Origin of the sequence: Psychrobacillus sp. BM2, assembly GCF_048572895.1 — a bacterium.
In the GTDB taxonomy this organism is placed as follows: Bacteria; Bacillota; Bacilli; order Bacillales_A; family Planococcaceae; genus Psychrobacillus.
This window is the reverse complement of the sequence record NZ_CP183878.1, coordinates 1,890,941-1,903,996: the sequence shown is the minus strand read 5'-3', so window position 1 is coordinate 1,903,996 and position 13,056 is coordinate 1,890,941. Positions and strand designations below refer to the sequence as shown.

The 13,056-nt window shown below is 33.6% G+C and carries 15 protein-coding genes; 5 read left to right on the top strand and 10 right to left on the bottom strand.

Going from position 1 to position 13,056, the window contains the following annotated elements; genetic code table 11:
• Positions 1-69: 69 nt before the first annotated feature.
• Together ACN6MX_RS09060 and ACN6MX_RS09055 are read left to right on the top strand one after the other, a co-directional pair.
• Positions 70-975: a hypothetical protein gene (locus tag ACN6MX_RS09060; RefSeq protein WP_419962292.1), complete on the top strand. Its 906-nt coding sequence runs from the start codon at positions 70-72 to the stop codon at positions 973-975.
• A gap of 46 nt (positions 976-1,021) precedes the next feature.
• A complete protein-coding gene (locus tag ACN6MX_RS09055) occupies positions 1,022-1,213 on the top strand; it encodes a hypothetical protein (RefSeq protein ID WP_419962291.1) in 192 nt (63 codons plus the stop codon).
• A gap of 15 nt (positions 1,214-1,228) precedes the next feature.
• Here ACN6MX_RS09055 and ACN6MX_RS09050 read toward each other — a convergent pair whose 3' ends face one another.
• The 9 genes from ACN6MX_RS09050 to ACN6MX_RS09010 all read right to left on the bottom strand — a co-directional run bounded on the left by ACN6MX_RS09050 (position 1,229) and on the right by ACN6MX_RS09010 (position 9,445).
• Entirely contained in the window at positions 1,229-1,414 is a 186-nt protein-coding gene (locus tag ACN6MX_RS09050; protein ID WP_419962290.1) for a hypothetical protein, read from the bottom strand.
• 180 nt (positions 1,415-1,594) lie between these two features.
• Positions 1,595-2,551 carry a tyrosine-type recombinase/integrase gene (locus ACN6MX_RS09045; protein WP_419962289.1) on the bottom strand — a complete coding sequence of 319 codons (957 nt, stop codon included), beginning with the start codon at positions 2,549-2,551 and terminating at the stop codon, positions 1,595-1,597.
• Positions 2,552-2,819: 268 nt separating this feature from the next.
• Complete coding sequence (locus ACN6MX_RS09040; protein WP_419962288.1) at positions 2,820-3,935, bottom strand: GerAB/ArcD/ProY family transporter; 1,116 nt, start codon at positions 3,933-3,935, stop codon at positions 2,820-2,822.
• Positions 3,936-3,960: 25 nt separating this feature from the next.
• A complete protein-coding gene (locus ACN6MX_RS09035) occupies positions 3,961-4,185 on the bottom strand; it encodes a hypothetical protein (RefSeq protein ID WP_419962287.1) in 225 nt (74 codons plus the stop codon).
• Positions 4,186-4,190: 5 nt separating this feature from the next.
• Positions 4,191-5,384: a Ger(x)C family spore germination protein gene (locus ACN6MX_RS09030; RefSeq protein WP_419962286.1), complete on the bottom strand. Its 1,194-nt coding sequence runs from the start codon at positions 5,382-5,384 to the stop codon at positions 4,191-4,193.
• A gap of 21 nt (positions 5,385-5,405) precedes the next feature.
• A complete protein-coding gene (locus ACN6MX_RS09025; RefSeq protein ID WP_419962285.1) occupies positions 5,406-6,998 on the bottom strand; it encodes a spore germination protein in 1,593 nt (530 codons plus the stop codon).
• Between the two features lie 151 nt (positions 6,999-7,149).
• Entirely contained in the window at positions 7,150-7,959 is an 810-nt protein-coding gene (locus tag ACN6MX_RS09020) for a YitT family protein (protein WP_419962284.1), read from the bottom strand.
• Between the two features lie 142 nt (positions 7,960-8,101).
• Positions 8,102-8,896, bottom strand: coding sequence for a DUF4097 family beta strand repeat-containing protein (locus tag ACN6MX_RS09015; protein WP_419962283.1), 795 nt, complete (start codon positions 8,894-8,896; stop codon positions 8,102-8,104).
• A 180-nt stretch (positions 8,897-9,076) separates the two neighbouring features.
• Complete coding sequence (locus tag ACN6MX_RS09010) at positions 9,077-9,445, bottom strand: cytochrome-c oxidase (protein WP_419962282.1); 369 nt, start codon at positions 9,443-9,445, stop codon at positions 9,077-9,079.
• Between the two features lie 191 nt (positions 9,446-9,636).
• Here ACN6MX_RS09010 and ACN6MX_RS09005 point away from each other — a divergent pair, with 191 nt between their 5' ends.
• Complete coding sequence (locus ACN6MX_RS09005) at positions 9,637-9,855, top strand: hypothetical protein (RefSeq protein WP_419962281.1); 219 nt, start codon at positions 9,637-9,639, stop codon at positions 9,853-9,855.
• A gap of 7 nt (positions 9,856-9,862) precedes the next feature.
• On the opposite strand, the gene ACN6MX_RS09000 is transcribed toward ACN6MX_RS09005, so the two are convergent.
• Complete coding sequence (locus ACN6MX_RS09000; RefSeq protein ID WP_419962280.1) at positions 9,863-10,735, bottom strand: GNAT family N-acetyltransferase; 873 nt, start codon at positions 10,733-10,735, stop codon at positions 9,863-9,865.
• 176 nt (positions 10,736-10,911) lie between these two features.
• Between ACN6MX_RS09000 and ACN6MX_RS08995 the strand changes: the two genes are divergently transcribed.
• Positions 10,912-11,481, top strand: coding sequence for a TetR/AcrR family transcriptional regulator (locus ACN6MX_RS08995; protein ID WP_419962279.1), 570 nt, complete (start codon positions 10,912-10,914; stop codon positions 11,479-11,481).
• Positions 11,482-11,547: 66 nt separating this feature from the next.
• Positions 11,548-12,969, top strand: a complete 1,422-nt coding sequence (locus ACN6MX_RS08990; protein ID WP_419962278.1) for a DHA2 family efflux MFS transporter permease subunit — start codon at positions 11,548-11,550, stop codon at positions 12,967-12,969.
• The last annotated feature ends 87 nt before the right edge of the window (positions 12,970-13,056 follow it).

Here is a 13,056-nt window from a genome sequence, read left to right as displayed (position 1 = left end):
ATTTCATTATTGATAGATGATAGAAACATCGATAAACTAAAGGAAAAGAGGGTGAGAGAAATACAGTATATGAATATGAACAAAGAAAAAAGGACGTTTTTTCAATGGCTTAATTTTTTGATTCCGTACTTTTATACAGCAGGAATTACGCTTATATTATCGTGGATGATTGTTGCATCCTTACTGATTGGTGTTAATACATTCAAAGAAAATCCTAAAGCTTTTTTGCTACAAACTGAGAATACTAGCAATGATGAACCCTCTGCTAATACAAAAGAAAGTGAATCAGCATTTTCGATTATTGTTCAGCCTTTTGTGGAATCCAATTTTAATCAAATCATTTTTCGAGGACTCTTTTTACTTTTCATTTGGTTGCTTCTGTTTCTAACTGTTCCCGTTGCTTTTAAACGTTTAAAAAGATTTAAGTTTTTAAACCTCGAATTTGAGGTAGATAATATTGAACAGGCCGCAATAGAAACAGTTGAAATCAGCGGAACTAAAGCAAGACTTATGGCGTACTTCACTGGGGATGATGCTTCCGGAAGAACCTTAGATTTTTTAGCACAATCTACGATAGACTTTAAGGAAGTATTAGAATATTTCCTTGCCGAAACTCAATTAGGATACAAAAATCATCCTATCAATGGTGTCTTCACGTATAAAATATATAATGGTACTGCACCTGAAAAATTGTATGAGTTAGTAGAAGAATCCAAAGAATCTGGGGAAGCCGCAGTTTGTAACAAAATCGATGAGGATAATTTATGGAAGAAAAGCTATCTTGTGTTCTATTTCCCTTATAATCATACGGAATACATTACGGTAATAGAAAGTTATTCCTATTCCTTTGATATTTTAGACAAGTATTTATTTGAGCTGCTCCATAAAACTATTAGTAAAAATCTAGAAAATATTGAGTATATGGTAGCCTTGACAAACGCTGAAGAGGATATGAACATAGATCAGTCCACTTGACTAAGAGTTTAAAAATCATGTATCATAGAGAAAAGGAGTGATTAATATGGTAAGTGTCAAAACTCCAATCAATACCGACGACGTTAAAGAACGTGCAGCAAGAAAGTTAAGTAAATTTAGCGCAAGACAAAGAAATAAAAATGTTAAAACTCTAACTGGTGATATCGTTAAACCAATACATTTAAGTAAAGCAGAACCATTGGTAAGACGAATGACGAGCTATCAAAAAAATAATTAATGAAACCCGCTTGCTTCAAAGCGGGTATTTTTTTTGTTGTCTTAAGCTTTTTGAGTGTTTTTTTGCTATTTCTTGCATAATAGGCGAAGATCCAACTAAATCCGCCGCATGTTTTATCGGCAAACTTCGTAGGTTTAATTCACTAATGCTTTTAAACTTTTCTCCATTTAAATACCTCTTGTAAATTTCCGATATCTTCAAGCTGTTTTGCCCCCTTTTCCACCACCGATTCCTTTTGCTTATATTGTAGTATATTCCCATCATTCAAAAAGTTATTCAAAAAAAGTGAAAAGCATTCATAGAATGTATCTTTTTCCGACTTCTTTCCTAAATTTGTAATTTAGCAAGCACCTCATATTTAGTTTACATAATAATATTATTTTAAACTAAATGATTGAAAGGATTATTTTCTATCACTCGTTCAATTTCTTTATCCTCCACATGTGTATAGATCTGTGTAGTAGATACACTAGTATGACCCAAAATATGCTGTAGACTTCTAATATCTGCACCGCTTTTATACATAATAGTTGCAGATGTATGTCTTAGCTTGTGCGGTGTTAGTTTTTCTTTGTTTAAGCCGGAGTCTTGGTTGATTTGTTTGATGATTTTTGCAACTGTTTGTCGCGTGAGTCTAGTTCCTTTTTGGGACAGGAATAATGCTTCATTTGCCGTTGCATCTTGTATGTATTGGCGTTCTTTTTCCATATATTTATGAAGTGACACGGTACAAGCTTTGTTTAGGAAAACGGTACGTTCTTTATCCCCTTTACCTATCACATGCAATACATTGTCCTGGACAGATGTAAGATTTAAGTTGCATAGCTCCGAAACACGAAGACCTAAATTTAAAAAGAACATGATCATACTATAATTACGATAGTAATGATTGCTTTTTTTTATTCCCGCTATAAATAGTTCAGCCTCTTTTTGATCCATATAAATTGGCTTTTTCTTACCGATTTTCGGTGTTTCCAATTCATCTGCTGGATTTTCATCCAACATTCTTCTTTTACCTTTCAAATATTTAAAAAAGGATTTAAGTGTCGCAGCCTTCCTTGCCCGCGTAGCAGCACTATTACTACGCTTCGTTTCACAGTATTCCAAAAACAAATACATATCTTCCAATGAAATTTCTTTAATAAAATCAATCGTTACGTCTTTAATAATAATTTCGTCGATTTTAGCTATATCTGTATCATTTTCCACTGCTATTAGAAATCTTAAAAATAAAGTAATGTCATATTCATACTCTTTTCGGGTTCGGAAAGATTTCCCCTTAATTGTCGTTAAATAGACTAGAAAATCTTTTACTATTTTCGGTAATTCTCTTTGCATTGCTTCCACCTCTTCTTCTCCCATTTTATCACAAAATAAGGTTCCCAAATATGTATTTGGGAACTTTATTGAAATTTAAATGAAAAACATCTACTTTTCAGTATTATGTATTCCATATTTTAGGTTGCTTCAGATTTGACCTGAGAGCCCTTTAACTATTATTACTCGATGGGTTATATGCTAACTCTCTTAAATCAAGAATTCATTAAATTGAATTTTATAACTAAAAACTGGAAATTTAATTTTCTCCGTTTTTTTGAAATTTAATTTATGAACTTTCAGTACTTTTATTTAATTGCTTTTTCCGAAATGCATATACAATTAATAAAAGGAGTGGAATAAATAATCCAACAACTAAAGACATGGATAATCCTGTAGACGCATCAAAATTTTCTTGATAAATAATGTTTGGAAAAATAATAGTTGATAATGCGATAACTATTAGTCCTAACGGATAAGTTAGGGGACGATAATCTTTCAGGTTCAATATTTGAGCTAGTCCTAAAACAGCAGCAAAAAAATAAACGACCATCTTGAAGTACAAAGATAAAATCCAAAGCGCAGCCATAAACCCTTCTATACGGTTCACAAAATTCCCTACATTTATAACTTTTGCTAAGGCATAACTTGGATATACTTGTCTAACTGTCGTATTGGAGCCCAATACCAATATACATAGAAACGTTATAATAATAATGACGATTCCACCAATTACATTTCCTAATAGGAAATTTTTTTTTGCTTTTTTACTTTGAGTAACAAAAGCGGGAAATATCATTAATAAAGAAATTGAATTAACAGATGACACTACAACTAACATTAACGACGATTGAAAAAGAGATTTTGTACTTGCTTGAAAAAATGGTTCGACATTAGTTAAATCAATTTGAGGTATGATAAAACTAACTAAAATAATAAATAAGAAAAAAAATACAAATATGAGGATTTCTGCAGAACGAGCAAAGGTAGGCAACCCAAGACGTATCGCCATTACTAAAATAATCGCCATTAGGCCATTAACCACTACGTTTGGCGTGTTAGGCAACAATTGAGTGTTTAAAAAAGTACCAGAATGGGCAAGTATACTTGAAGTAAAAAGTATATTCAAAATGACAAATAAAATGGAAAATATTTTTCCAAACCATTTACCAAAGACTTTCTCATTCAATTGAACATAGGTTAGATTTTGAAATCTAAGTCCTATGAAGGTGAATAACCAAATGATAAAAACACCAATTACAGTTCCAATGACCGAGGCAATCCAAGCATCTTGCCTAGTGTATGTTGCAAGTGCAGATGGAACAACTAAGATGCTTGTACCAATAGTAAAAAAAATAACAAGAACTAAAAATTGAAATGGATTTATTTTATCTTTTTCCATCATTCCCTCCCTTTCTAGTCTTTCTTTATTATTTACTTATCAATTTAGTAAGTGGTTTGAGCACATAACTTATAAAATCCAATGGATTTGGAACCGTCACGCCGAGCGCTACTAAGATGCTTAGGACAATACCCAAAAAAAGTAGGATGGAAAAAATGATGACCTCTTTCTTTTGCTTCTGTTCTACAAGTGGTGGTACTTCCGAAATTACCATGACAGCTGCTATAATTAAAATTCCAATAGTTTTCAGCATTTCTTTTAGTCCTTCATATTCTGTAAGAATGAATTATCGACTGCACCTAAATGCTCTATCTTTACATTTACATCTATTTTTACTTGTAAGTTTGGAAATTCTTCCTCCCAATTATCTTTTATTTTTTTCCATTCTTTCGGGTCATGTTTATACATAGTTGCACCGAATCCTAAAACATCAGATTTGAAGTCGTTCTGAATAGTTTTAATAGTGTTATCAATATTGTCTTTAATTTCTTTTTCAAAAATTTTCTCTATCTCTTTTATCGTCTTTTCTTTTTTTACATCAATGAAGCATTCTAATGCACCAACATTTGCAATAACCTCAATCTTTATTTCTATTGCAGGTGAAGAATTTAGAGTTTTACCCGTAACTTTCGATTGAAAGTTTTCAATTTCCATAGTTATTTCCCCTTCCCCTTCTTTTGGGCAAGAAATAGTAGAAATTGCTCGTTTAACATGATTAGTTATGCTATTGTACCCCCTCGAGTAATATTCATCTAACCAACCTATGAGTTTATCTTCTTTAAAAATCGCTAAGCCATCATACTTGATTCGTGCTGGAGAGGATATAGATTCAAGATTTTGTCTACTTGATCCACTTTTCTCATCACCAGTAATTAAAATTCCCGTTAATACTGGCTCTTTTCCTCTGCGTTCTAAATCTCCAATAAAATCAGATAACTTTATTCCAACTGTAGTTGAATTATTTTCTTCTGCTATCTTAAGTGTGTTAAACATATAATTTGAAGGTAGATTATCTAATGGAGTTTGAATATTCAATATATTTTCCGCGGTATTATCTTTCGCTATAACAACATAGTAATCTGCTCGGACTTCCCAGTTTCTTGACATGAAGTCTAACGCTTTTCCTATTCCCTCTTTTGCTAAAGATTCACCAAAAATAAGCATTTGAAGATGACCTAGGTAAATGATCCTTGGTACCTCTTTTGTAAGTTTCCGTAAAGCATCTTCTACGGTTTTGCCAGTTGACTGAAAAAGGACTATTTGTGAATGACCAGGTCCCCCTTTCGAAGATAGTTCTGCTGGTACTGCTACTTGTGCGATAATCTTATAGCCATCATCTGATTTATCAATGCCAAGAGCCATCATGATAGCTAATTCATTCAGTTCTCGTTTATCCCAACAACCGGACAGTAAAAAGATAAGACTTAATAATAGAATGATCTTTTTTTTCATCACTTTACCACTACCTTATGCTTATTTATCATTGTCAGACTTTGGATCTTCGTATCGTTGTTTAATTTTGTTTTTCGAAAAAAAACTTGGACGAGTTGTCATTTTCCATCTTGGTAGACGAATGAAAACATCTTTTTGAGCAGATGAATTAAAAGGAGCTAATGGTGACATATAAGGAACTCCGAACGAACTTAAACTACATAAATGTAGTATTAATGCGATTAAGCCAATTGTCATTCCATATAAACCAAACATAGCAGCTAATACGATAAAGATAAAACGTAACATTCTACCAGCAATCGCGATATCATATGAAGGAGCAACAAAACTTGAAATCGCCGTAAGGGACACAACTATAACCATTGCCGCTGATATGATACCTGCTTCAACTGCCGCCGTTCCAACAACAAAACCACCTACTATAGACATCGCTGCACCGATAACTCTTGGCATCCTTAGTCCCGCTTCGCGCAAAATTTCAAATGCAATTTCCATTATGACTACCTCAACAAAAGCTGGAAATGGAACACTTTCTCGTTGGGCGGCAAGACTGATAAGTAGCGGAGCCGGTAGCATTTCATGATGATAAGTAATAATTGCAAGATACAGACCAGGAGCTAGTAAAGAAATTCCAAATGCAAAAAAACGAAGAAGTCGAAGTAAACTAGCCATTTCGTTCCGCTGATAATAATCTTCAACAGATTGAAAAAACTGTGTAAAAAGAGTTGGTACGATTAGTACAAACGGTGTACCATCGATTAGTATGGCAATTTGACCTTCCAATAGTGCTGCAGCTGTACTATCAGGACGCTCTGTATTAGAAACAGTTGGGAAAGGGGAGTACTTTGAATCTTGTATTAATTCCTCAATATATGCGCTTTCAAGTATGCCATCAATGTCTATACGATCTAATCTAGTGCGTAATTCTTCTATTACAGAGTTATCAGCCACATCTTTAATATACATAATTGCAATATTTGTTTTCGATCGTTTCCCAATCACTTTGGATTCTATCCATAGATTTGGATCTTTAATAATACGTCGAATTAATGCAGTATTTATCCGTAAATTTTCGGAGAACCCTTCTCGAGGACCTCTTACTACAGTCTGAGCTGTCGGTTCTGTTACTCCCCTCTCTGCCCATTTCCTATTTCCAATGATAAAACCTTTGGAATTTCCATCTACTAAAAAAATTGCATCACCGGATATTAAAGCAGTTAGTAAGTCATCGTAATTCATTACATCTTTTATTTCCCCTACTGTCATTGCGAAATCTTTTAATGTATTCATGAGATTAGTCGTAGTAGTGAGATTCTCTTCTAGTTCTGTTTCTTTTATATCTAACATGAGTGTTTCTAATATGAAATTTTGTAAAGAAGCCGTATCACTTAAGCCGTCTGTATAAATAATACCTGCTTTGATCTTTCCTCCCTTACCAATGCAAATTTCTCGAATGATAATATCGGAACTTTCCCCAAGCGTATCTTTTATGTACTGGAGATTATCATGTAGATTTGTTTTTAATGTTTGTTTATCATTGGGCTCCTTCTCTTGAATCGTTGAAGGAGTAGTGGATTTTGACTGATCCTTTTTTTTCTTATTAAAAAATACCATAGTATCCCTCGTTTACTATAAAAAGTTGTGTAAGTATTTATAAAGTTTGTCCAAATATATGCAAAAATATCCCTTTCGTTATGTATTATCAAAAAAGCCGACATTCCTAAAAATAGGAACATCAGCTTTTTGTGCGAAACAATAATAACAGCTAATTCTTTGCGAATTGGCCAACGACTTCAACTGTCTCAAATATATTGATAAATGCTTTCTCATCATGCTTATGAATAATTTGTTTTATTTGCACCATTTCATATCGAGTAACGACCATCATTAATATATGCTTTTGCTCTAGCGTATAGCCACCATATCCTTCAGTAACTGTCACACCACGATAAATGCTTGCTAATAATTCCTGTCGGATTGGTTCAGGTGCCGTTGTTATAATTTGCATCGTTAATTTTTCATGATTGGTATATACTACATCAATCGCTTTTCCAGTTAAATATATCGATAATAAGGTATATAGTGCTATTTCCCAATTAAAGACGGTTCCAGAAATTAGTACGATCACACTATTCATCCCTGTAAGTAATAGGCCAACACTAAAATTACTTGAACGCGAGATAATAATAGCTATTATATCCATCCCACCTGAGGTACCAGAGTATTTCATAATAAGACCTATACCAAGTCCGCCTATTGCCCCTCCAAATATAGCCGAGAGCAAAATATTATCTGAAATAGACTCCGCTGGAATGATATATAGAAATATTGATAACGATAAAACACATACAAGTGTATTAAGCGTAATTTCTTTGCCTAGCTTGTAATATCCTAATATTAAAAGAGGTACATTCATGACAAAGTTAAGTATACCAGTGTCAAAAGGAGTTATAAGCCCTAACAAAATAGCTATTCCACTAATTCCACTGCTTAAAATTCCATGAGGTACTAAGAAAGCATTAAACGCAAAAGCAATTACAAAGGAGCCTACAACTACAATTAGATTTTTTAACAAATGACTGCTCCTTTCTTCCATAAAAAAACTCGCCCATTAAGGACGAGTTTTTCTTCTACTAGAATTTTCTCTTCGCAAATGATATAAGAAACAATTTAACAAAGAAAAATGAAATCGTCAATATATTGCATGTATTTTTTCATTAATTTCCCTTTTTCACCGAAATTATTCCATTATCCGTCTTTATACTAATCATATTCTCTCCATCACCAAAAACAGTCTTTTCATTCGAAGAACCAAAAATATCAATTCTTCCATTATCTATATCCGCATGAATTGTTGCATTCTTTGGTTCAGTGGTCGAGCGAATATTAATAAGTCCATTATCAGTTTCTAATGATATGGAACGATCTAGGTTATCTGTCACCATCGAAATTTGGCCATTATCGGATTTGGCTTCTATATTTCCTGTTACATAGTGAAAATCTATTTTCCCGTTGTCTGTTTTTACTTTAACCTTTTCGCTCTCGAGGTCCTCTAATACGATTTTGCCATTATTCGACTGAATATCGACTGTTTCAAATTGAAGATTATTTACGAGAATTTGACCATTGTCAGTTTTCGTTGTTAACTCCTCGTATTTTTCATCCGGAACAGTTACGACAATTTTGTTGCCAGAAGCATTGAATCCAAAATTGAATCCGTTAAAGAGCTTCTTTTTCATTTCTACATATAAAGTATCATCTTCAACATATGCTTGAATTTTACTATGTGAGCTCTTGTTGCTTATAAATTGAACTTTCCCTTTTGAATTAGATGTTCGAACAACTTCAATAGCCGTGTTATCCCCAGTAATTTCTATTCTCTTGAACTCTTTAGCTAACTCTATTTCTTCTGAATTTTTGATAAATCCACCAGCGATACTCATCCCTACGTTTATGGCCGCTCCTAAAATTATTATTACAATCGCGATGATACCAATCTTTTTTATACTCACTGTTGACGCCTCCCATTTATTTACTTTATACACTTCATTATATAGAAGTGAATACCAATTCCTATGGTCTGGAGATGGGAAGTTCTCTAAGACTTAAGATGTATACCATTTTGCTTAATGCGATTTGTTAAATATGTAATTTGAAGGCACTAATTTGTATTAGTGCCTTTGCAAATGAAGTTATGCTCTAACGTTTTGTAAAACATTAATAGCAAACATGATTACACTAAACACTACTAAAACTCCACCTATCGCAATAATTATTGTAACTTGCTCGGCAGCAGCTAATATTAAAACAGTTAATCCAATCATCATTAGTGGAATACCTATATTTGCACTCCAAAAATGCAGTTTTGCATACATATTTTTAGAAATTGCAGGAAATAAATGATAGACAATTCCAGCAAGTGCAAACGATGCCCAACCTATTAGATTAATGTGAACATGAACTCCTGTTAATGCATAGTCATGTGCCATAGACATGTACAATCCTAAAGTAACCCCAATCGCAAAATATACAACAGAAATTTGAATCAACCTTACTCCCATTTCCTTCTCCCTTCGAATAATAGATTTAATAATGCTCTATATTCTATGCAAGAAAGGAAGCCATTACGCTGAAAAATCTTATGTAGAAGTGAACAATCTTTAGCTACATCTTGTGTGGTAATTGAAAATTTTTTCTCCTAAAGGTATTTGTTATTCGTAGTCGAATAGTATGTTGAAAGGAGTGTTTATTAATGGATATAGCTAGTATTTTATTTGGACTCTTTTTCATTGTCTTAGTTGCTCGTATAGCTTACCATATGATCAAGAAGAAGCGGTTTCCTCCTATGAATTATCAACCTTTCGATGATGCAATGTCTGGAATTGATCCTGAGGAAAAGCATAACAACCAAGCATTGAAAGATACCAAGCATGAAAAGAACTATGAAGAACGGACCTCTCGTTCAGAATAATTCTTTTCTATTTATTGTAGGCAATCAGTGAATGTTTTACTTGAAATCCCGAGGCCATATAAAGAGCAATTGCAGCTTTGTTGTTAGCCCCAACACTCAATGTGATTTCATCAATTGTTTCATATGAAAATAAATGATGAAGAGCTGCTTGCATTAACTTCGTTGCTATTCCTTGTCCCCGATGATCTGGCGAAACTGCAATAAATTCAATTGCTCCTTCTTCGTGAAGTGGGTTGGCTTCGACATACACATATCCCTTTAGTTCATAGTTGTCTTGGACGATGAGTAGTCGATTGTCCTCATTGATACGCGAAAGAATCTGCTCACTATTATAATACGTATTTGGAAAAGCTAGATTATGGAGGTCGCTAAATGATTGGTGAAAGGAAGGTTCATAAGTATTAATATGTAAATCTTGTCCATTCGTTAGTCTATTTCTTTCTGCCCTTAATATAAGATGATGTCCACTTTCTATTCCATTCTTATTTTCAATAAATTGCCTAGCTAAAGTATTTTTTTCATTCACAAAAAACAAGTATTTGTGTAGTTGAAAAGGTATAGTGGCCTTTAAAGCTTCCCATAAATCATTTGCAATTTGGGGATAATCCTTGCCATCTTTGACAAACGGTCCCCATACTTCCGCACTTTTACTTTCTTCATCTATATCAAATCCTAGCGCACCTATTATATTGTCCTCGTCGTAGGCAACAACGAATGATTTCTCGATATTAATATCAGAAAAGTCATTGGAAAGCGTATCGTAAATTTCCTTCTTATTTTCCCCACAATACCCGATATGATAATTGTCCTCCTTATTAATTGTATCTAAAAAAACAGCTAATTTCTCTAAGTTTATGGGGGGACTTATATAGATTGTCATATGAATCTCCTTTCCTAAACCATTATTATCTAAATATTTTATCATTTATATAATTGTAAAGATATACAAATATGGTAAAAGGAATCCTCCTTTAATAAATATTTTTTGACAAAACATGCTCATTTCTATATATTAATTTAGTAGACCGGTTGGTATAATTTGTGAGGTGATTTAAAGTGTCCGCAAAAAATAATTCGAAAGATATTCTCATTGAAACTGCTTCCCGACTTTTTCGGATAAGGGGCTACTATGGAGTGGGACTTAAAGATATTATAGAGGACAGTGGAATTCCAAAAGGTTCTCTTTATCATTATTTTCCAAAGGGTAAGGAGCAGCTAGCCATTGCAGCAATTAATCATACAAAAGATATTGTTATAAATGAAATTCAAGAGTTGTTTGATGAAATTGAAGATCCTATTCAAGTATTTCAAGCACATCTGGAACATTTATCCGAAATCATTATAAAAAGTGATAATATGGGTTTTCCTATTGGAACAATTGCTGGAGAAACCCATTCCACAAGTGAGCCTATCCGAATGGCATGCCAGCTAGCTTTTGAAGAATGGCAGGCTATTTATAGGAAGAAATTACTTCAATCCGGATATGACGAGAAACAAGCAACGGACTTGGGAATTACTATAAATTTAATGATAGAAGGTGCTATTCTTTTATCTTTAACAAATAAAAGTAATAGGCCACTTGAAGTTGCTAAAAAGCAAATTATATTATTATTGAGTAAAGATTAATTTAAATTCATCAGAAAATGTATTAAAAGTAAGGTCTATGTAGTTAGTAATTGGAGGAATTTGTTCATGATTGAAAAAGCAACACAGCAAGAAAAACAAGTATTTAAAACGACCCCTATTTTAATTTCCTTTTTAATTGCAGGGTTTATCGGATTATTTAGTGAAACAGCATTAAATATGGCTCTTGGAGATTTAATAGGAATATTTGATATTAGTCCATCCTCCGTTCAATGGCTAACAACTGGTTACCTATTAACACTAGGAATATTAGTACCGGTTTCTGGATTTATCATGCAATGGTTCACTACACGACAATTATTTATCGCTTCCTTATTATTTTCAATTGTCGGAACGTTCATTGCGGCTATCGCACCAAGTTTTACCGTATTATTGCTATCAAGAGTTATACAAGCAATAGGTACAGGATTATTACTACCTTTAATGTTTAATACAATTTTACTTATCTTCCCGGTTCATAAAAGAGGAGCAACAATGGGAATTATGGGATTAGTAATCATGTTTGCCCCGGCAATTGGTCCAACGATTTCAGGTTTAGTTCTTGAGAAGCTTACTTGGCATTGGATTTTTTGGATTTGTTTACCGTTCCTTTTTATTGCGTTGTTGTTTGGAATAAAATTCGTAGAAAATGTAACAACTGTAACGAGACCTAAAATAGATATACTTTCCATTTTCTTATCAACGATCGGCTTTGGCGGTATTGTGTATGGCTTTAGTAGTGCCGGTGAAAAAGGTTGGGGCAGTGCATTAGTTATTGCAACAATCATTGTCGGTCTTTTCGCACTAGCTCTGTTCTCTATAAGACAATTCCAAATGGAAACACCAATGATTGACCTACGTGTCCTTAAATACCCTATGTTTACGTTAGGATTATTAAGTGTATTTATCACCTTTATGGTAATTTTGTCGTCGATGATTCTATTGCCATTGTACTTACAAACTGGACTTGCTTTAGCGGCTTTTACAGCAGGACTTGTACTACTACCAGGTGGCGTGCTAAATGGTTTTATGTCTCCATTAACTGGTCGTATATTTGATAAATATGGACCACGAGGACTTGTGGCTCCTGGTTTTGTCATTATGATTATTATGTTGTGGATGCTGTCCAATATTACTGTGGATACTTCTATTTTGATGGTTATAATTATGCACTCCGTTCTATTTATTGGAGTATCAATGGTTATGATGCCAGCTCAGACAAATGGGCTGAATCAGTTGCCAAGAAATCTGTATCCAGATGGAACTGCTTTGATGAATACATTACAACAAGTATCGGGAGCAATTGGAACTGCTGTTGCCATTACAATTATGTCAACGTCTCAGAACGCATATTTAAAGAATGCAACAGATACACTAAATCCAGAAACAGTTAGAGCATCTTTAACTGCTGGGGTTCAAGATGCCTTTATATTTGGCTTAGCCCTAGCAATCGTTGGATTAATCATGTCTTTATTTATCAAAAAAGCATAAATAGCCATATTTACAAACCCCATTCTATGACCATGGTATCTTCACTAAGAAAAACCAGGCAAAAAGAAGCCTGGTCCTCTAAGGTCA

What these genes read in the sequence shown, in the direction of transcription:
- ACN6MX_RS09060 (WP_419962292.1), top strand. Translation starts at nt 70, where the DNA reads ATGAATATGAACAAAGAAAAAAGGACGTTTTTTCAATGGCTTAATTTT.
- ACN6MX_RS09055 (WP_419962291.1), top strand. Translation starts at nt 1,022, where the DNA reads ATGGTAAGTGTCAAAACTCCAATCAATACCGACGACGTTAAAGAACGT.
- ACN6MX_RS09045 (WP_419962289.1), bottom strand. Translation starts at nt 2,551, where the DNA reads ATGCAAAGAGAATTACCGAAAATAGTAAAAGATTTTCTAGTCTATTTA.
- ACN6MX_RS09040 (WP_419962288.1), bottom strand. Translation starts at nt 3,935, where the DNA reads ATGATGGAAAAAGATAAAATAAATCCATTTCAATTTTTAGTTCTTGTT.
- ACN6MX_RS09035 (WP_419962287.1), bottom strand. Translation starts at nt 4,185, where the DNA reads ATGCTGAAAACTATTGGAATTTTAATTATAGCAGCTGTCATGGTAATT.
- ACN6MX_RS09030 (WP_419962286.1), bottom strand. Translation starts at nt 5,384, where the DNA reads ATGAAAAAAAAGATCATTCTATTATTAAGTCTTATCTTTTTACTGTCC.
- ACN6MX_RS09025 (WP_419962285.1), bottom strand. Translation starts at nt 6,998, where the DNA reads ATGGTATTTTTTAATAAGAAAAAAAAGGATCAGTCAAAATCCACTACT.
- ACN6MX_RS09010 (WP_419962282.1), bottom strand. Translation starts at nt 9,445, where the DNA reads ATGGGAGTAAGGTTGATTCAAATTTCTGTTGTATATTTTGCGATTGGG.
- ACN6MX_RS09005 (WP_419962281.1), top strand. Translation starts at nt 9,637, where the DNA reads ATGGATATAGCTAGTATTTTATTTGGACTCTTTTTCATTGTCTTAGTT.
- ACN6MX_RS09000 (WP_419962280.1), bottom strand. Translation starts at nt 10,735, where the DNA reads ATGACAATCTATATAAGTCCCCCCATAAACTTAGAGAAATTAGCTGTT.
- ACN6MX_RS08990 (WP_419962278.1), top strand. Translation starts at nt 11,548, where the DNA reads ATGATTGAAAAAGCAACACAGCAAGAAAAACAAGTATTTAAAACGACC.